This is a genomic window from Caulifigura coniformis, assembly GCF_007745175.1.
GTDB classification, from domain to species: Bacteria; Planctomycetota; Planctomycetia; order Planctomycetales; family Planctomycetaceae; genus Caulifigura; species Caulifigura coniformis.
Map to the genome: position 1 here is coordinate 6,423,836 of NZ_CP036271.1, position 18,678 is coordinate 6,442,513.

The 18,678-nt window shown below is 62.8% G+C and carries 19 protein-coding genes; 7 read left to right on the plus strand and 12 right to left on the minus strand.

The window, feature by feature from the left end:
* Positions 1-184: 184 nt before the first annotated feature.
* A complete protein-coding gene (locus tag Pan44_RS25800) occupies positions 185-1,537 on the minus strand; it encodes a sulfatase family protein (RefSeq protein ID WP_145034607.1) in 1,353 nt (450 codons plus the stop codon).
* A 172-nt stretch (positions 1,538-1,709) separates the two neighbouring features.
* Between Pan44_RS25800 and Pan44_RS25805 the strand changes: the two genes are divergently transcribed.
* On the plus strand, positions 1,710-3,032 hold the full coding sequence (locus Pan44_RS25805; protein ID WP_145034608.1) for a sulfatase family protein: 1,323 nt from the start codon (positions 1,710-1,712) through the stop codon (positions 3,030-3,032).
* 10 nt (positions 3,033-3,042) lie between these two features.
* Here the strand turns inward: Pan44_RS25805 and Pan44_RS25810 are convergent, their stop codons facing one another.
* From Pan44_RS25810 to Pan44_RS25825, 4 genes are all read right to left on the minus strand, one after another.
* Positions 3,043-3,837 (minus strand): hypothetical protein, encoded by a 795-nt coding sequence (locus Pan44_RS25810; protein ID WP_145034609.1) that lies wholly within the window; start codon positions 3,835-3,837, stop codon positions 3,043-3,045.
* A 195-nt stretch (positions 3,838-4,032) separates the two neighbouring features.
* Complete coding sequence (fmt, locus tag Pan44_RS25815) at positions 4,033-4,995, minus strand: methionyl-tRNA formyltransferase (protein WP_145034610.1); 963 nt, start codon at positions 4,993-4,995, stop codon at positions 4,033-4,035.
* A gap of 109 nt (positions 4,996-5,104) precedes the next feature.
* Positions 5,105-5,992, minus strand: coding sequence for a tRNA pseudouridine(55) synthase TruB (truB, locus tag Pan44_RS25820; protein ID WP_145034611.1), 888 nt, complete (start codon positions 5,990-5,992; stop codon positions 5,105-5,107).
* A 12-nt stretch (positions 5,993-6,004) separates the two neighbouring features.
* Positions 6,005-7,591 (minus strand): 2-isopropylmalate synthase, encoded by a 1,587-nt coding sequence (locus Pan44_RS25825; RefSeq protein WP_145034612.1) that lies wholly within the window; start codon positions 7,589-7,591, stop codon positions 6,005-6,007.
* A gap of 424 nt (positions 7,592-8,015) precedes the next feature.
* Between Pan44_RS25825 and Pan44_RS25830 the strand changes: the two genes are divergently transcribed.
* A complete protein-coding gene (locus Pan44_RS25830) occupies positions 8,016-9,515 on the plus strand; it encodes a porin (RefSeq protein WP_197453660.1) in 1,500 nt (499 codons plus the stop codon).
* A 205-nt stretch (positions 9,516-9,720) separates the two neighbouring features.
* Here Pan44_RS25830 and lptE read toward each other — a convergent pair whose 3' ends face one another.
* Genes lptE through recO form a run of 3 tightly spaced genes read right to left on the minus strand, consistent with a single transcriptional unit; the run spans position 9,721 to position 12,440 of the window.
* The gene (lptE, locus tag Pan44_RS25835; protein WP_145034614.1) at positions 9,721-10,233 is read right to left on the minus strand and encodes an LPS assembly lipoprotein LptE; all 513 of its coding nucleotides are present in this window, start codon (positions 10,231-10,233) and stop codon (positions 9,721-9,723) included.
* A 36-nt stretch (positions 10,234-10,269) separates the two neighbouring features.
* Positions 10,270-11,670, minus strand: coding sequence for a tol-pal system YbgF family protein (locus tag Pan44_RS25840; RefSeq protein WP_145034615.1), 1,401 nt, complete (start codon positions 11,668-11,670; stop codon positions 10,270-10,272).
* Positions 11,671-11,693: 23 nt separating this feature from the next.
* Positions 11,694-12,440: a DNA repair protein RecO gene (gene recO / locus Pan44_RS25845; RefSeq protein ID WP_145034616.1), complete on the minus strand. Its 747-nt coding sequence runs from the start codon at positions 12,438-12,440 to the stop codon at positions 11,694-11,696.
* A gap of 152 nt (positions 12,441-12,592) precedes the next feature.
* Here recO and Pan44_RS25850 point away from each other — a divergent pair, with 152 nt between their 5' ends.
* Entirely contained in the window at positions 12,593-13,255 is a 663-nt protein-coding gene (locus Pan44_RS25850) for an HAD family hydrolase (RefSeq protein ID WP_145034617.1), read from the plus strand.
* Between the two features lie 491 nt (positions 13,256-13,746).
* Positions 13,747-14,082, plus strand: a complete 336-nt coding sequence (locus tag Pan44_RS25855) for a hypothetical protein (RefSeq protein WP_145034618.1) — start codon at positions 13,747-13,749, stop codon at positions 14,080-14,082.
* A gap of 31 nt (positions 14,083-14,113) precedes the next feature.
* On the opposite strand, the gene Pan44_RS25860 is transcribed toward Pan44_RS25855, so the two are convergent.
* Positions 14,114-14,863 carry a YoaK family protein gene (locus Pan44_RS25860; protein WP_145034619.1) on the minus strand — a complete coding sequence of 250 codons (750 nt, stop codon included), beginning with the start codon at positions 14,861-14,863 and terminating at the stop codon, positions 14,114-14,116.
* Between the two features lie 202 nt (positions 14,864-15,065).
* On the minus strand, positions 15,066-15,458 hold the full coding sequence (locus Pan44_RS25865) for a hypothetical protein (RefSeq protein ID WP_145034620.1): 393 nt from the start codon (positions 15,456-15,458) through the stop codon (positions 15,066-15,068).
* 56 nt (positions 15,459-15,514) lie between these two features.
* On the opposite strand from Pan44_RS25865, the gene Pan44_RS25870 reads away from it, so the two are divergent.
* Complete coding sequence (locus Pan44_RS25870; RefSeq protein ID WP_145034621.1) at positions 15,515-16,183, plus strand: SOS response-associated peptidase; 669 nt, start codon at positions 15,515-15,517, stop codon at positions 16,181-16,183.
* On the opposite strand, the gene Pan44_RS25875 is transcribed toward Pan44_RS25870, so the two are convergent.
* Positions 16,158-16,484: a hypothetical protein gene (locus tag Pan44_RS25875; RefSeq protein WP_145034622.1), complete on the minus strand. Its 327-nt coding sequence runs from the start codon at positions 16,482-16,484 to the stop codon at positions 16,158-16,160. The two genes, Pan44_RS25870 and Pan44_RS25875, sit on opposite strands and share 26 nt — an antisense overlap.
* 351 nt (positions 16,485-16,835) lie before the next feature.
* On the opposite strand from Pan44_RS25875, the gene Pan44_RS25880 reads away from it, so the two are divergent.
* Both Pan44_RS25880 and Pan44_RS25885 read left to right on the plus strand, forming a co-directional pair.
* Positions 16,836-17,180 carry a hypothetical protein gene (locus Pan44_RS25880; protein ID WP_145034623.1) on the plus strand — a complete coding sequence of 115 codons (345 nt, stop codon included), beginning with the start codon at positions 16,836-16,838 and terminating at the stop codon, positions 17,178-17,180.
* 126 nt (positions 17,181-17,306) lie between these two features.
* Positions 17,307-17,780, plus strand: a complete 474-nt coding sequence (locus Pan44_RS25885; protein WP_145034624.1) for a tyrosine-type recombinase/integrase — start codon at positions 17,307-17,309, stop codon at positions 17,778-17,780.
* A gap of 271 nt (positions 17,781-18,051) precedes the next feature.
* Here Pan44_RS25885 and Pan44_RS25890 read toward each other — a convergent pair whose 3' ends face one another.
* The gene (locus Pan44_RS25890) at positions 18,052-18,393 is read right to left on the minus strand and encodes a hypothetical protein (RefSeq protein ID WP_145034625.1); all 342 of its coding nucleotides are present in this window, start codon (positions 18,391-18,393) and stop codon (positions 18,052-18,054) included.
* Between the last annotated feature and the right edge of the window lie 285 nt (positions 18,394-18,678).

Below are 18,678 nucleotides of genomic sequence, written 5' to 3' on the forward strand. Positions count from 1 at the left end.
TGACGACCGTCGACAATTCGCTGTTCAGCAAATCCGCAGCCAGGATTGCCAGCGGGATGACTGACGAAACACCAACGCCGAAACGAAAACGCCGACGGCTCGGGTTCACTTCGTCATCGAAGTCCGAGTGCGATCACATGGCTGCTCCCATGGAAAGTCGAGGGCTCAAAGCTCGTCGCCAGAGCTAGCGCTGGTTTACCTGGCGTGGCCGCGGCACGTCGCGGTCGGGTTCTTCCGGGCCGGAGCGGCTGGGGACTTCGCTGATCATCGCGGTCAGCCGCTGAACGATCTCGGGATGCTTGTCGGCGAGATTCGTCTTCTCGCCGATGTCCTCCCGCAGGTTGTAGAGCTCGGGCGTCCTGACTTTCGCGTCGCCGGTGTAGCCGAAGAACCGCTCGCGGTTCGGGATCATCAGTTTCCAGTCCCCCTGTCGGACGGCGTGGAGTTCTTCCTTCACGTGATAGAAGAATCGGTCGCGGGTGCTCGCCGTCGACTTGCCGGTGAACAGGGCCGACTGGTCAAAGCCATCGAGCGGGCGATCGGTTGGCGCCTTCGCCCCGGCCAGCGCGGCAAACGTGGGGAGCAGGTCGAGCGTCGAAGCGATCCCATCATTCTCGCGACCGGCCGGGATGAGTTTCGGCCCCCACACAATCGTGGGAACCCGGAAGCCGCCCTCGTAAGCCGAGCCCTTCCCTGAGCGAAGCGGCCTGGCCGTTCCGGTGGCGAGTTTGTCGCCGTGAGACTTTCGGTAGCGGGCCTCAGGGCCACTCCAGGGGCCGTTGTCGGTTGTGAACACCACGATCGTGTTGTCAGCCACTCCCTGTGCCTTGAGCGCATCAATCACGCGCCCGATGTTCCAGTCGAGCTCTTCGATCACATCGCCATAGAGCTCGTTGTTCGACTGGCCTTTGAACTGTTCGGAGGCATCGATGACGACGTGCGCCATCGTGTGGGGGATGTAGAGGAAGAACGGCTTGTCCTTCTGGCGGGTGATGAAGTCGATCGCCGCATCGGTGTAGCGCTTCGTGAGCGACGCCATGTCGCGAGTCGTTTCGATTTCGTCGCGATTGCGGAAGAGCGTTGCCGAACCGTTGTCATTGGCGCCGAGCGGGCCGAAGTATTCATCGAAGCCCTGATCATTCGGGACGAGTCCGGGCTGGTAACGGCGCTGGGAGATGTCCCACTTTCCGATGCAGCAGGTGGCATAGCCGGCGGTCTTGAGGACTTCCGCGATCGTGATCTCACTCGACTCCGTGCGCCACCCGCCGCCACTGCGCGTGGGAAACCGCCCCGTGAGGAGTGCGGCCCGGGACGGCCCGCAGACAGTCTGGGCGTAGAAACTCGTGAGCCGGAGGCCTTCTTTCGCGAGCTGGTCAAGGCGCGGCGTGCGGTTGACCTTCGAGCCGAAGCAGCCGATGTCGGAGTAGCCGACGTCGTCCAGGAAGATGACGACGAAGTTCGGCGAGGCGGCCTGGGCCGGGGCGATCAGTCCAAACCAGCTCGTCAGTCCGACCAGAAGGGGCAGAAAGAATCGCACGACAATCTCCTGAGCGACGGAGAGACCTGGAATCCGCGAAACGGTCTCGAATCTCGCCGGGCGCCCGCGGCCTGTCAATTCGCGGACTGCCAGATGGGCAATTGCCGACTCCGCCGGCGGACGGCAAACTGAAAGCATTGCCATTGATTCCTCACTGAAGGTGCCGCTCCCCATGACGCCGCTCCGGTTCCTGTCACTGATCGCTGTACTCCTCGCAGCCTCATTCTCGAATGCAGCACCGCCGAACGTGGTGCTCATCCTCTCGGACGACCAGGGCTGGGACGACTACAGCTTCATGGGGCATCCGCATATCAGGACGCCCCGGATCGACAGGTTGGCCGCGGAATCGCAGGTCTTCACCCGCGGCTATGTGCCGTCGAGTCTCTGCCGGCCGTCGATCGCCTGCCTGATCACCGGGCTTTACCCGCACCAGCACAAAATTGTCGGGAACGATCCCCGGCCCTCGACCTCGCTCGCCACGGTTCCGAAAGCCCAGTACCGGAAGTCACCGGAGTACCAGGCGCAGAGACGGCAGTTCGGTGAGAACCTCAATGGTGTGCTGACGCTTCCGAAGCTGATGACGGCCAACGGTTATCTGGCGCATCAGTCGGGCAAATGGTGGGAGGGAGATCACGTCTCCGCCGGCTTCACGCACGGAATGACGCAGGGAGACAAATCGGCTGCCGGGCGGCATGGCGACGAAGGGCTGATCATCGGACGCCAGACGATGCAGCCGCTGTACGACTTCATGGACGAGGCGAAGAAACAGTCGAAGCCCTTCCTGATCTGGTATGCGCCGATGATGCCGCACCTGCCGCACAATCCTCCGGAGCGGCTGCTGAACAAATACAAAGATGTCGCCGGCGACCTGAAGCAGGCGAAGTACTGGGCCATGTGCGAATGGTTTGATGAGACGGCAGGCCAGTTGCTCGATGCGATCGATGACCGGGGCCTTCGCGAGAACACGCTCGTCATCTACATGGTCGACAACGGTTGGATGAATCCCGTCGGGACGCCGAACGGACCTTATGGCGGCCCGCGTGGAAAGACGTCTCCCTACGACGGCGGGCTGAGAACCCCGATCATGGTCCGCTGGCCCGGGAAGACCCAGGCCCGCAGGGATGACACTCACCTGGTGACGAGCCTGGATGTGCTGCCGACGATTCTCGCCGCCACAGGCATCACGCCTCCGAAAAACCTGCCCGGCCTGAACCTGCTCGACGAGCAGGCCATCGAGAAACGGAAATCCGTCGTCGGCGCGACCTTCGCACACGATGCGACACTGCCGACCGTGCCGGCCGAGACACTCGAGTTCCGCTGGATCGTCTCCGGGGAATGGAAGCTGATCGCCCCGTCGGCGATGATGGCCGATCGGCATCCGACCGAACTCTTTCATGTGACGGAAGACCCGAACGAGGAAAAGAACCTGGCGGCGGAACGGCCGGACCTCGTCGAGACTCTGAGGAACCAGCTCAACCGCTGGTGGTCGCCGTAGCTTCCCCGCGTCAGCGAGCGCGCCGTTCCTTCGACAGGGACTCCCTGAGTTCACGAAGCTCCTGGCGAAGTTCCCGGATCTCCTCGCGCTGCTGGGCATCCCGATTCTTCAGCTCGGCAACTTCCTGCTGGAGCTTTTCGAATGGGGAGGGGCCCTGTGGGAGGGGCATCCGGGCCGGTCGCACAGGTTCGACGATCTCTCGGGCGAACGTGCTGCTGGCTTCGACATGCACGGCCCAGTGTGAGGCGCCCTTGTCATCCTCGACGGCCACTGCGTCAATTTCGTTCCAACCGCGAACGGCGGGCGAGTCGAAATAGAGTTTGAATCGCCGGGCATTCGCACCCAGGGCGATCGGAATCTTCGAGACGCCCCGGGCCTCGGTGCGGGGCGTCGGGTCTTCGCCTTCCCAGGCCGTAATTTCTTTGCCGTCCGGCCCGAATGCGGTGACCTTCACCAGGGCGCCGGGATGATACGTCTCGTGGACGTGCAGGAACATCGCCTGCAGAGGTTGCTCATACTCGCAGATCAGCCATTCCTCCTGGTCATCCTGCGATGCGGATGCCCAGGCCGTTGTCAGGTCCCCGGCGCCGGGTGTATCGGGCGGTCCGACCGCCTGCTCGGGCCCCCAGCCCCGCTTCGGACCAGTCCATCTGGGAGGCGAAGGGCTCGCTCGTTGCGGAGCCACATCCGCGGCCGGTTCTTTGTTCGCAGGACGATCCTCAACGGCTCGTTTTTGGGTCTGGCAGAGAGCCAATGTGGTTGTCAGCGCCAGCATCAGCCAGGTCGCGATCGCCAAGCGCAGCATTTGACGACTCCGTTCGAACCAGGTCCGTCAGCCTCGTTCGAAACTTTACCCGGTGGTCTCTCGTTCGGGGAATGTCGCGTCAGTTCACAGGGAGTTGTTTTGACGCGATGGAGCCGCTGCCAACGCTTGACCGGCGGCTAGCGCCCTGCCGCTCACTTGCCTCAGGCGACCTCACCCGGCGCTGCTGCGCGTTTCTCAAGCCTGTTCCGGTCCGAAGCTGGAGCCGGGAGGTGTCGGACGGCCACGGAGGAAGTCGTCGGCCGTCATCGCCCGTTTTCCGGCCGGTTGCAGTTTGCGAATGGCGAGGGGGCCGGTTCCGGTCTGGACGACGAGTGGAGCCGCGGCATGGCCGATCACGATGCCGTGCGTTTCGCCTGACGCGGCCTCATCGAGCGGGTCGACGTCGATGAGGACGATTCGCTGCGGCGGTTGGCCCTGGACGTGGAGGAAGGAGTAGGCAGTCGGCCAGGGCTGGAGCGCCCGCACCTGGCGTTCGATGAACGCGGCGTCTTTCGTCCAGTCGACCAGGCCGAACGCCTTGGGCATCTTCGGCGCGAGGGTCACGAACGAGGAATCCTGCACCTGCGACGTGGCCGTGCCCTGATCCATCTGATCGACGACCTGCGTGACCAGCCCGGCCCCCAGTGCGGAGAGGCGGTCTTCAAGCTGTCCGGCTGTTTCCTTCGCGCCGATGGGAGTCGAGATCATCCCCCAGACGGGGCCGGAATCGAGCTTGGGCTCGATCTGGAAAATAGAGACGCCGGTTTCCGCGTCTCCCGCGAGGATCGAGAAGTTGATCGGGGCCGCGCCTCGATGCCGCGGGAGCAGGGAGGCGTGGATGTTGATCGCCCCGAGGCGCGGGATCGCGAGGAACGGCATTTTGAGGATCTGGCCATAGGCGGCCACAACGAAGAGATCGGCCGCGAACTCCTTCAGGCGGGCGAGGGACTCTTCAGTGTTGACGTTGGCGGGCTGGAAGACTTCCAGCCCCCGCGCCAGCGCCAGTTCTTTCAGCGGATGGGGGTGTTGGTGCTTGCCCGTTCCGCCCCGATCGGGTTGCGTGACGAGCCCGACCACCTGGTGTGACGAGGCCAGCAGCGCTTCAAGAGCGGGTTGCGCGAAGGTTCCGGTTCCAACGAAGAGAATGCGAAGAGGCACGAGAATTCATTCACACGAGATGAGCGGAGCGATCGCCCCAGACTTTCTTGCGGCGTCCACCCTCCGTCAACGCACCCGCCGTCTTCGGGCCGCATCGAGGCCGTTTCACTCAGGTCGCGCTCGTCTCGTGGAAGACATTCCGTGGATGGAACCGGCCGGTTTCCGCTTCATATTCGCCGAACCCGACCAGCCGGCCCGCCGGGTCCACGGCGACGACGGCCGGGTGCGAAGGATTCGATGACGGGAAGACGAGCTTCACCCCCTGGCGGATGGCGGTCGCCTGGGAGTCGGTCACGTTGAGGCGCGGCCGGTCGCCAATCGAAAGCTCGGCGGGGAGCAGTGCATCGCGGAGGGTTTCCGCGGTGAGCGATTCCACCGACCGGGCCGCTTCCACCCGGAAGGGGCCGATGGCCGTGCGCACAAGGCTCGTCATCAATCCGCCGATCCCCAGCGACTCACCCAGATCGCGCGCGATCGAGCGGATGTAGGTGCCCGAGCTGCAATCGATGTCGACTTCCATCTCGAGTCCGTCACAGCGAACGAGTTCCAGATGCGAGATCTCGACTTCGCGGGGCACGAGCTCCACGGCGACTCCGGTCCGCGCCAGGTCGTAGGCCCGCTTCCCGCCGACGCGCAGGGCCGAATATTGAGGCGGCGTCTGCACGATCGTTCCTCGGAACGCCTGCAGCGCATGTTCGATCTCCTCACGACCGGGCACACGCGCGTCGACCGTCTCGACGATGGACCCCGTCACATCGTCGGTGTCGCTGCGACAGCCGAGGCGGAATCCGGCCCGGTACGACTTCGTCAGTTCCTGAACATAAGGAACCAGCCGCGTGGCCGTGCCGACGCACACCACCAGCACACCGGTTGCCATGGGGTCGAGCGTGCCGGCATGGCCGACTTTCGACGTGCGGGGCAACAGGCGGTGGACGCTATCGACGACGCTGCGCGACGTGATGCCGGCAGGCTTGTTGAGATTCAGGAGGCCGAACATGTCACGTGGGTTTCAAACACCCTTGAGCGGCGAAGCTGCACGGCCGCCCATGCCGCCACGGGCCTTGTTGAGGGCTTGCAGGTAGGCGCGGGCGCTGGCGTCGAGGATGTCGGTCGACAGGCCAGTGCCGTGATAGGTTTTCCCGTCGTGTTCGATCTCGACGAGGACCTCGCCCTGGGCGTCCTGGCCGCCGGAGACGCCTTTCACTTCGTACTGCGTCAGCGTCGCGGAGATGCCGGTCAGGCGCTCCAGCGTGCGGAACACCGCGTCGATCGGGCCGTCACCCGTGGCGGCGTCGCGCAGGACGACCGGTTGACCGTCGCCGCTGGCCTGATGCAGCTCGACGGCGGCGGTCGGAATCGTGCCGGTGCCGCCGAACGCATGGACTGATGCGAGCGACCACGTCTCGACCATCTGGGTCGTCGACTGGTTTTCGATGATCGCGATGATGTCGGCGTCGTAGATCGACTTCTTCTTGTCGGCCAGAGCGGTGCAGCCCTGGTAGACCTTCTCAAACGTTTCATCGTCGATCTGGTAACCCAGCTTCGTGACGCGATCGCGGAAGGCATGCCGGCCGCTGTGCTTGCCCAGCACCAGGCTTTCGCCGATGTAGCCGACATCCTCCGGCCGCATGATCTCATACGTCGAACGCGACTGCAGCATGCCGTGCTGGTGGATGCCGGCCTCGTGGGCGAACGCATTCTGGCCGACGATCGCCTTATTGCGCTGCACCGTCATGCCGGTCATCTTGGAGACGAGCCGGCTGGTGTTGCACAGTTTCGTCGTCTGGATCTTCGTGCCGACGCCGTAATAGTCGCCGCGAGTTTTCAGCGCCATCACGACTTCTTCCAGCGCCGCGTTGCCGGCCCGTTCGCCCAGGCCGTTGATCGTGCACTCGATCTGGCGGGCCCCGGCCTCAACGCCGGCCAGGCTGTTGGCGACGGCCATGCCGAGATCGTCGTGGCAGTGCGTGCTGATGACGCACTTGTGGATGTTCGGCACGTGCTTCTTCAGGTGGGAGATCACCTTGAAGTAGTGGGTCGGCGTGGCGTAGCCGACGGTATCCGGGATGTTGATCGTCGTCGCGCCCGCGTCGATGGCTTTCTCGACGACCTGGCAGAGGAAGTCGAGCTCGGTGCGGGCGGCGTCTTCCGGAGAGAACTCGACGTTCGGGATCTTGATGTCGGATCGCTTCGACATCAGGTCGGCGCAATACTTCACGCTCTCCACGGCCCGGCGGACGATCTCGTCCTCGGCCATCTTCAGCTTGAACTCGCGGTGGATCGGGCTCGTGGCCAGGAACAGGTGGACGCGGACCTTTTCCGAGTCCTGCAGCGCGCCCCAGGCGCTGTCGATGTCTTCCTTACGGCAGCGGGCCAGCGAGCAGATGGTCGACTGCGACCCGAACCTGCGGGCGATCCGCTGAACGGCGTCGAAGTCGCCGGGGGAGGCGATGGGATACCCCGCTTCGATGACGTCGACGCCGAGGTCCACGAGCGCCTGGGCCACCTGCATCTTTTCGTCGGTGTCCATGCTGCAGCCGGGGGCCTGTTCCCCATCGCGGAGCGTCGTATCGAAGATCGTGATCGTGTCGGACATGGTTCTGGGGTGGTGAGGGTGATTCCTGTGACACGTCGCACAGGGGGCTGACGCCCCCCGCTCGCCTCGGAAATGAAAAACCCCTGAGGCGCTCGCGGCGGTCTCAGGGGTTGGCTGTTTCGAGTTCGAACGAATGCCAAAAGCCGGCCTAAGACCTTCCGCTGGGAAGGAGGCGAAGGAGCGGCAGAAGTGGAAGCAGGCGGGACACCAGCGTCTCCGAATGGCAATCGTTCCCGAAAAACGTACCGAGCCGGACACGCGGATGTCAAATCTGGTTCGACCTCCGGGATTGAAGTTTCAGCCCGGATTCGATCGGCGAATCCTGCCGAACGGATTCAAACGCCCCTGGGAAACTGTATCGGTTGTGTCGATTGAGCCGATCGTGAAGAAGTCTTCAGTGGTTCTTCCTCTGCGCATCGGTGTTATGTCCCAGGCTGTTCCGCGAAAATCGCCGTACCGCCTGGGAAGTCTGGCTGTCGTCAGCTGGCTGTTCGTCTCCCGGATCGCCGCGGGCCAGGAGCTTCCCGCGGTGAGTTCCGTGGCAATTCAGCCTCCGCCGCCAGCTGTATACGATCCCGGGGACCTGGCCCGTCGTCTGGCCGAAGCTGAGGCCAAGATCCGTTCTCTCGAAGATTCGCAGGCGGAACACAAGTCTCTGCTGCAACAGGCGAAAGATCGCTGGAAGCAGGCAGTCGACCCGGCCATCACGACGGTCGATCAGCAGACGCATGGCGCCTCGACGAACGACGGCGAAAAGCAGTGGTACGAACGCATCAGCGTGCGTGGCTATGCCCAGCTCCGTTTCAACTCCACGCTTTCCGAGGAGCAGGACGGGGCTCCGCCGGACCACATCGGCGACAGTTCCGTCGGCGACAATCGAAACTTCCTGCTTCGACGCGCCCGGCTGGTCTTCTCAGGCGACGTGTCAGACCACCTTTACGTTTACCTCCAGCCCGACTTCACTGCGACGCCTCCCGGAAGCAGCGACGCGACCTTCTTCGCCCAGGTCCGCGACTGGTATGGCGATCTGTACATTGATGTGAACAAGGTTTACCGCGTCCGCATTGGCCAGTCGAAAATTCCGTTCGGCTGGGAGAACATGCAGTCGAGTTCCAATCGTGTGCCCCTGGACCGCAACGATGGCTTGAACTCCTCTCTTCGCAACGAGCGGGATCTGGGAGTGATCTTCTATTGGACACCGGAAGAGGCCCAGGACCTTTTCAAGTACGTGCTCGATGAAGGGCTGAAGGGGTCAGGAAACTACGGCGTGTTCGCGCTCGGTGTCTACAACGGGCAGGGCGGGGCCACGCTGGAACAGAACGACAACGTCCATGTCGTCAGCCGACTTGCGATTCCCTACCAGTTCGAAAACAAGCAGGTGATGGAAGTCGGCGTCCAGGGCTACGTCGGCGAGGTGGGAGTGTTTGGCGCGCCGATTCAGCCGCTCGGCATCGGCCCGGCCGTACGGCCGCTCGGCACCATTGAGACCGGCGAACGAAATCTGCGCGACGAGCGGGTCGCCGCGACCTTTGTCTGGTATCCGCAACCGCTCGGCTTTCAGGCCGAATGGAACGTCGGCCGGGGGCCTGGACTCAATGACGATCAGACCCGGGTCGTCGAACGGCACCTCAACGGCGGGTATGCGATGACGATGTACCGCCACGAGACGAAATCCTGCGGCGTCCTGTTCCCCTTCGCACGATTCAATTACTTCGAAGGGGGATACAAGAACGAAGACAACGCTCCCTACGGACACGTCCACGAATATGAAGCGGGCCTGGAATGGCAGTTCAATCCGCAGATGGAACTGGTCACCCAGTACACTCTGACCGACCGCACGAATACTTCGGCCGAGTCGTCTGGCGAGTCGTACCGCCAGTTCCAGGGGCAACTTCTCCGAATGCAGTTCCAGATCAACTATTGATCGCCGAGAGGACCGCGGCGACCTGTTTCAGAATTGCCTGCAAGCGGTGATCGACATGTCGAATCATGCCCTTGATGAAACGGCTCCGATCACGCCGAAGTCCCCGGCAACCTGTGGCAGCGATCAGGCACGAATGGCTCAGGCGCAGGCCGGCGACATCTTCCCTCAGTGATGCGGACTCACCCAGCCAGCAACAGCCCAACACCTACCAGGGGGCTTCCATCAGCTGCACGATCTGGGCGGAGAGCTGGTCGACGGCGTCCTTGGTCGCCGTCGCCATCGACTGACCTGCCTCAGGAGCGAATGTCACCTGCGAAATGGCCTGCGTCGCCATCGGGTTGATCGGGAACATCTGCTGACGCAGGACACGGCCCGAGGAACATTCCTCCCAGCGCACTTCCACTGCCATCGACAGTTCCAGCTCCCGCGGATCGTCGTAGCGGTTCTGGTTCACCGGCCGCTTGCTGATCTCGACGATCCGGCCGATCAGTCGCGTGTCCGCCATCGGCTCGTTCGCGAGCCGGTATGGGGTCGTCGTCTGGACCTGCTTCTGCACGGCTTCCGTCAGCTGCAGCTCGAAGCCTCGGCGGAACGATTCCGTTTTGAAGACCGGAATGTGAACCGTGCGGACGTTCGGAGAATAGTTCGGTCCGACCCGGTATCCGCAACCTGCCCCCAGGAGGGCGAGCAGTGCGGCGATCAGGGTTCGGCGATGCATCGGACGACGTCGGGAGAGCTGTCGGGCAGGAGAGGCTTACTGGTCGAGATCGACCTGGGCGGCCTCGGTCGGTTCCTGCAGGGACTTCGGCGGAGCTTCGGCCACCTTCACTGATGCGGGCGGCGCCTGCGGCGGTTGCTGGCGGTGCTCAGGTTTTTTGTGTGGCTCCAGTGACGCGAGCATCTTGCGGGCCATCTCCGCGTATTTCGATTCCGGAAACTGGTTGATGATCTTCAGGCAGTACACCTCGATCGATTCCGGCTGCCTCTTCGCCTGGTAGAACTCGACGGTCGCCCACAGGCGGCCGACCCGTTCTTCATCCATCCGGGAGATCTCTTTGTGAAGGCGTTGCCGCTCCTCGTCGCTCATGTCTGTAAACGATGCCAGCGCCACCTTCTTGAGATTGGACGCTTCATCCAGCGGCTTGCCGTCGTATGCCGAGCCCTCATAGCTCGCCATCGTGACGTGCGCCCCCAGCAGGTGGGCATCCTGGAAGTGAGGGCTGTCCGGGTACTGCTCGCGGAGCAATTTGTACAACCGGGCCGATTCGACGAAGTCGCCGGTCCGCAGATGATGGTTGGCCGACACCATCAGCGCGTCATCGGCCAGATTCCCCGCCGCATCATGCAGCCAGACCTTCCGCAGCGCGCCCAGCGCCCGGCCATCGGTGTCGAAGACTGGCCGGGTTCGATCGCTCACATTGGGAATGATCGGGATCCGGGGCGTCGACGGCGCCTTGGGTGGCTTGGCCGGGTTGATCGACGCGCCGCCTGCGAGCTTGATGTCGCCGTTCAGATCCGATTCGGCTGAGTATCCCAGCCAGTACATCGCGATACCCAGCAGCCGCTGGGTCGAATCTTCCATGTGACGCGTCGAAGGGTACTTCTCGAGCAGCTCGGTGTAGCTGTCTTCCGCTCCGGCATACGACCGCTGCCGGTACTGGCATTCGGCCACCATGAACATCGCGTCTTCTTCCACGGGGTCGCCATAGCCGGTGACCGACTCGAGGTCGACGTCTTCCTTGAAACCGAATGCTCCGCGGAAGCGGTCGCCGAACGATTCATACGTCGCGCGGCGGCTCTTCACGATCTTGTGGAACGATTTCTCGGCGTCCTTGTACTGACCCGAGTCGTGCAGCTTCATGGCCGCATCATACTCGGCCATCGCCTTCGCCATCCGCGGATCGTTCTTCAGCTGTCGCTCGCGGTTCCAGCGATCGGCCTTCAGCCGCCGTTCGGTCGGGCCTTCGACGTCGCTCGGCCCCGCCGGGACCATGCCCAGCGCATCAGCGGCGTTCAGGGGAGTGTTCTTGCGGGCGACGCGGCCGCTACCCAGCGAGCCGCAACCAGCCATCACGGCCAGCGCCCCAATGCAGAGAACCCGTCCCAGGAAACCGGGAGCGGTCGCGCATCGTGCGGTGCAGTGCATCGGCGTCATGCCGAGGGCCTTTTGAGGGCGAATCAGAATTTCAACATCGACAGCATCTTCGGCCGACGCTCCAGCACATGGCTGATGGCGGCGGTCAGCAGACGCCGTAACTCTCGAAACTGCTGCGGAGCAATCGTCAGCCGCGACGCCAGGGAACCTTTCGATTCGAGGAGCGTTCGGAGCAGGGCAATCGTTCCGGAATGCATCTCTGTGTGCTGGTATTCAGGTCGGCCGCATTCGGTGCACAACAGTGACCCTTGCGAAACCCAGTACCGCGATTGTTCTCCCACAACGATCGGCCGGTGGCAGACGCTGCAGGCTTCAAAGTCAGGGAGCTGTCCGATCTCCGAAAGTAACTGGAGCTCGAACTGCAGGATGGGAATCCGCGGTTCGCTGCCTTCCGCCAGACCGGCGAGGGCGGCGATGGCCGCGTCGTATAAGTCGGGATGGGGATCGTGAACCTCAGTCAGACCATCCAGCAATTCGGCGACGTAATAGCCGCCGTAAAGTGCGTTCAGGTCTCGACCTGCGGGCTGAAATCGCCTGATGAGCTGGGCTTCTGTCAGTAAGTCCAACGCACCGGATGACTTGCGGATGAAAACTACGCGGCATTCTGAAAGCAGGTCAAGAGCAGCCTCAAACGGACCCCTCAAACGCTTGGCCCCTTTGGCAAGTCCTGCCACTTTCCCCTGCTGGCGCGTGAAGAGCGTCACCACCTTGCTCGACTCGCTGAAGTCGGCCAGCCGGATCACCAGGGCATCTGCTTTCTCGGTAGACATATCCGGCAATTCTAAGCACGCATAGCGTTTGCAGCGTCGCCCATGACGTCTTCAGGTGCGCGGGCGGCGTCAACCCGCCTGATGACGCCCCGCCGCGGGTCGGTCGGCGCGAATGCGATACAATCCTCCTTTCACTTGAAAGCGACGTCTCCATGCAAGCCCTCATCTTTGACCTCGATGGAACCCTGATCGACACGGTTTACGCCCACGTCCTCGCGTGGCAGCGCGCGCTCACGGAGGGAGGAATCCGGGTGAGCGCCTGGCGCGTCCACCGCCGGATCGGCATGAGCGGCGGACTGTTCGTCCGGGCCCTCGCCCGGGAAATCGACCGCGAGATTTCCCGCGAGGAAGCGAAGGCCCTGCAGGAACGGCACAGCGCGCTCTTTCTCGAATACCTCCCCGAACGCGACCCGCTGCCCGGCGCCATCGAACTCCTCAAAGCTCTCCGCAAAGGGAAAGTTCCGTTCGGCATCGCCACGTCAGGACGCCGGCCCGACATCAACAAATCGCTCGAAGCACTCGAATTGCCCGACGACGTCGTCGTCATCGAACGCGGGGACGTGGCCAAGGCCAAGCCCGATCCCGACCTGTTCCTCGCCTGCCAGAAGAAGATGAATGTCGACGCCAGTGAATGGTTTGTCGTCGGCGACGCCGTCTGGGACCTCATGGCCGCACGCCGCGCAGGAATGCTCGGAGTCGGCGTTCTCAGCGGCGGGTACGGAGAAGATGAACTCGCCAAGGCCGGCGCGTTCCGCGTCTATCGCGACGCGGCCGACCTCCATCGCTCTCTCGATGACCTCGGCGTGCGACTCTGATTGCACGTTCCGGATCGCACGTTCCAGCGCGGGCCGGCGGCCTGGTGCCCTCGGCCGCAGGTGCCGTTGCGATCGATCACACGGGGTCATCCGGCAGGAAATGCCGGTTGGGCGGAATCAATTCAAGAAGAGTGACGAAGCCCTCTTGACCCGTTTTCGATCCGTTCGTATCACTCCGCCACCTTTGAGCGACCTGGTTCGCGAGAAGGTGAAACGCGACGCGTGGACGGCCTTTTCGACCGTCGGGGCCGCTTCGTTGGCATGGATGCTGACGAAGCCGATCCCCCCGCTCGGGAAGAAAAGTCGGCCAGCTTTTCAGCTACTCATCGCCCCCGGAAATGGCTTGAGTCCTCCGCCCCCCTGGGACTCGCTGTTTCCGGGTTTTTTATGTAAGCCCTGTCGTAGCAAAAAGTTGCGGCAGGGCTTTTTCGTTTTGCAACGTATTTGCAACGTTTTGGAGAATTCCGCGACGGGGCGGTACTTCGTCGAGTGTGCTGCTCTGCATCGCGTGCCTGTTCATGGGACTCGCGGCCAGCGCATTCACGAGGTTCACGGCGTACTACCGGACCGGCTACCGGGAGGGACGTGCTGCCGCCCTCCTGGAAGTCCACCGCGAGGCGATTCGGGAAGGGCATGGGCACTGGGAGCGTGACGAACGGGGCGGGCCGAATCGGTTCGCCTGGAACGCTGTCAGGCATGCCGGGTTCGCTCCCGACGCGATCACGGCGATTCAGGAAGGCTCGGCCGGCGTCAGGGTGTGCTCGTGGCTGCACGCGGTAGAAGGGGCCTTTGTCGGGCCGGAGCCGCGGGAGCCGGGGAAACGGTGAAGGGACGGCGTGGATCTTCCTGCGACTGAATTCAAGCGGCCTGCAGATCGACAACCGTCAGTCCCGGGCCGCGGCTCCTGCCACCGATCAACGTCGCAAGGATGATGCAGAATGCCGGTTCCAAAAGAGCCAGGTAGCCCGTTGATCTGGCCAGTGGCATCGACAGGGCGGCCCCCAGAGCGAACGTGAAAATCTTGCCCGCCCGCAGGGATGCGGCACGGACCGCCTCCCTCCGCTCACGACCAGATGCACGCACCGCTGCCCCCAACTGGATTCCGAGTTCCGTCGCAGGACCGGTCACATGCGTCGTTCGGACCGCCGGATCAGTGGCCAGCGTAACGACGGCGTTCTGCAGACCCATCGCATACGAAAGCACAGCCAGGAGGACGACGACCCGGATGTCCAGCGTGGCTTCTGTTCCAAAGGTTCCAAAGGCTCCGGACCGCCCGGTGACTGCCAGTGCGATCAGCAGCGTCGCCACGACCAGTAGGGGAATCGTCCAGGATTGACGCCGCGTGGCTCCACTCGCGCCGCGAAAGGCCAGGGACGACGTGAACGCCCCAAGAATGAAGCTGAGGACGAGCGCCGCGGATTTCGCTGCGAGTTCCAGACGATTCGATTCCAGGCCGATCTGGGTAAACGTCCCGCTGATATGCGTGACGTACTGCCTACACATCACGAATGCAAACCCGTTCACCGCACCGGCCGCGCCGGCAAGCAAGAGCCAACTGGCGACATCGAATCGGGTGCACCTGCTTCGTACAGAAATCGCCGCGCTCATCCGAGAAGTGACCTTGTGAAAGACCTGCAGTCCCTGAATCGGTGTGCGAGGCTTCTCGACGATAACAAGGCCGGGCCATGCCCGAGAAGCCTCTATGAACGATGCCGAGTCATCCGTGTGCTAAGAGAGCCTCTTGGCGCTTCTGGATGTGACCGAGCACTCCGTCAAGGGGCTGCTCACGCGACGATGATGCGGGGTTCGGTCATTGGACGTGCGGGAATCGCGATCGAAGCATCGTGACGACGTCGGGCGGCGTGCTGGCAAGGGTATCGACCACCAGTTTCACCGGGAAGGGAGGCATCGAGCCCAGGTTATGGGCATCCTCCGCGTTGTACACGGCGACTCTGACCTTACGCTGGCCCAGCACCCGTCGCCCCAGCTCGTGGTACTCCAGCCCCGGGATCACGCAGACCGTGTCGGACATGCAGACGAGGTTCAGTGCTGCCGCCTTCCTGATCCAGGCGTGCGTCGCGGCCTCGATGCGGACGCTGCGGTTGCTGCGGTAGCCAAGGAACGACACCAGTGATGCCAGGACGATGACTGCCGCAAGCCATCGCCAGCGGCTGCGTTTCGGCTTCGGAGCAGAGTCGGTCATTGATTGGTCAGGAAAGACGTTCGCCCGCAGTTTATTGTGCTGATTGAGATTTCAGCATGTGCGCCCGATACAACCTCCGGATGTCACCCGCGAAGCTGGCCCAGGTCTTCGTCACGGTCCGGGAGATCGAGTTCCGCCAGCGGTTCAACATCAGCCCGACGCAGACGGTCGTGGCGATCCGCCAGGAGGATGGGAAACGGGTTCCGGCCAATCTCCGCTGGGGACTGGTCCCGATGTGGTCAAAGGACCCGAAGTCCGGCCCGCCGCTCATCAACGCCCGTGGCGAGACCGTCGCCGAGAAGCCGGCGTTCCGGTCAGCCTTCAAGAAACGCCGCTGCCTGATCCCGGCGACCGGCTTCTACGAATGGCGGACCGAGGGGAAAGCCAAGCTCCCGTTCAATATCCACCTGCCCAAAGACGAACCGTTCGCCTTCGCCGGCCTGTGGGAGTGCTGGGACAAGGGCGCCGAGCCCCTCGAGTCCTGCACGATCATCACGACGGAATCGACGGGCGACATGGCGAAACTGCACGACCGTCAGCCCGTCATCCTGCACCGCAACGAATGGGACGTGTGGCTGGATCCCGACCTGCAGGAGCCGGAGCCGCTGGAGGCGATGATTCGCCCGTGGGACGGGAAGCTGGTATTCGATTCGATCGACCCGGCGATCAACAGCAGCCGGAATGAGGGCGAGCAGTTCTTTAAGCCTGGGACGGAGAAGCTGTAAGAGTGTTCGCCAGGTCGAGGATCTCATGCGGGCAATCGACTCGCGACCGGCGGGCCCAGGCAGCTGCCCGGCGAGCGTAGGCCGGCGTTGCCGGGACCCTAAAGACCATCGGCGAGTGCAGGTAATCGGGCGTCGGGATCAGCCGCGGCGGATGGCCCATCTGAAACTCGATGCACTGCGTTCCGTACGGCTCGTCGCCGTAGTCGAGCCACAACTGCCACTTCTCGCACTGCTCGTAGTCGGTCGGGATCCTCGGATGCAGGATCGATTCGATTTCAGCAGGAGGAGTACGACGGGGCATTACGCGCAGAATAAAGCCCCGAGCCAGCACCGCCAGCCCGGGGCTCGAAAATAGCCGGCAGGGCATCGAACGATGAACTATGCGTCTGCCCGGCGCGACCACTCGGCTTCCCTTGGACAGCTTCCCGCCTGAGAAGCCCTGCTTAGGTCAATTCGTCAAGCATCTCGCCTGTCGTCAGTTCCTGACCGCTGGCGATGTACTTCGTTAGTGCACTGCCATCCAGGATGCCGAGAATTCGCGACTTCAGTGTTTGTCGAGTCTCATGCAGTGCCAGCCTTGATCGGCCCAGAGCAATAAGCCTGCTACAGTCTAATCGCGGGCTTCATCCCTTAACTGATCAGATCGACACCAATGGCAAAGAAGTCCTCATCCGGAAACAAGTCCGCGGCGATTCGTGAAGCCCTCCAGTCAAACCCGGACAAAGGGCCGAAGGAGATTGCGGAGATCGTCCAGACGCAGGGCTTCAGGGTGAACGCTCAGTACGTGTCGATCATCAAGTCGAACTTGAAGAAATCAGCAGGGGAATCGGGCCGGAAGGTGCGAGTGAAGCGGGCCGGAGGAAAGATTCCCGGCCATGGTGTCGGCAACAAGCTCGGCCCGATCGACGCCGCCGTTCAGTTCGTTCGGGCTTGCGGCGGGCTGGATCAGGCCAAGGCGGTGCTTGCACAGGTGGAGGCGATCAGGGCGGTCGTATGAGGGCGTGTGTCAGTGACGACATGTTGAACAATGATGCTCGACTTCCTTGTTCCGTTTTCATTAGGGGCACTCGAAAATAGACTACCAGCGTTCTCACAGAATCAGGCCGAAAACTGCCGGCCGTGAGTGAACAGAAGTCTTCGCGAGGGCGAGATCACTTTTGCGTTGCTTGTGGCCGATATGCAGGGAGGACGAAACGGCTGTGCGGTCGAGGGTAGATCGCTCCGCGGCATCACCGCCACGATGGGCTGCAGGCTGGCGACGACAGATCAGGGCGAGGACGGTGCCGCCAGGTCGACGAAGGAATTCGCGAACCTGATCCTGGCATGCGAGCTGATGGGCTGCCGGGCAAGTGAACTGGCAAAGCTCCAGATCAGCGACATCGACTTCGACGCTGGCACGGTTCGACAACCACCTGGGATCGGCCGTGTGGAGATGACCTATCGGCTCTCAGGCCTCCTGAGGGAGGCCGTAGGCGATCGGACGGACGGAGCTGTGTTCCTCTCGAAGAAGGGCAACCGTTGGAGCCGACCGCAGATCGGCAAGTCATTTCGAGAAGGCCGCGAACGGGCCGGCCTGCCCGACGACATCGTGGTGTGAATCCACAGTCCACACGGCGGGGCCTGCAACGCACCGCCGATGGCTGGCTGAATCTATTAAGCGCTCAATGAACTGCCAGTCGCCTACGATCGGCCAGCAGCAGTGTTCAGTGAAACTTGCGCAGCGGACTCACCACGACCGGGGCTTTCTCCACACGGCGCGCAACCGCTGGCGGTCTACTGAAAGGACTGCTGTGGGTGCCCGACGCAATGGGGCGGACACCGCTTGAAAGGACCGGGGTCGCTGGAACGCCCCCGGCTCGACGATCCTGCTACGTCGTCAGAACGGCGTAAATCCTCACGATCAGGAGAAAAATCAGTTCCTTGTGCATGACATAGGGCAACGTTGCGCCGCCGAGCTTCCACCATGCGGTGAGACGCAACCACACCCATCCCCATGACAGTCGCCTCACTCTTCGTCGTTGCTCCTTGCGAAAATCGGCAGCCACTTCACCGTAGACCGGTCGGAACTCTTCCGCGTAGTCCTTCCGGGAGAGCAGCATCGCGAGCCCATTCGCGATCCGCAGCGTGAGCTGTGGACGCCGCCTCACGGGCGGCTTGCGTCGAGATCGCTGACCTTTGGCATTCCCCGTTGTCGCTCGATTTCGATCCATCGTAATGTTCCTCATTGACGGTCGTCAGTTGATCTGGGCGGCATCCGTGCCGCCTCAAACAAGATCCTGACAGCCCCACTCAGCCCGACTGCGGTGCGCATTTCCGCCTTCGGTGGAGCTACGAAAGTTGCCGTCTCAACCGGAGGAGGATCAGTTGCGCACCCACAGTCTGTAATGGGCTTGCGTGCTGCGCACTGGGGCCGCGCCGGTGTGAAACGCAGCCCCGGCCGGCAGCAAGAAACCCATGAGATGGCGATTCGCGCGAAGAGGGCTTCTTTGTGCCCT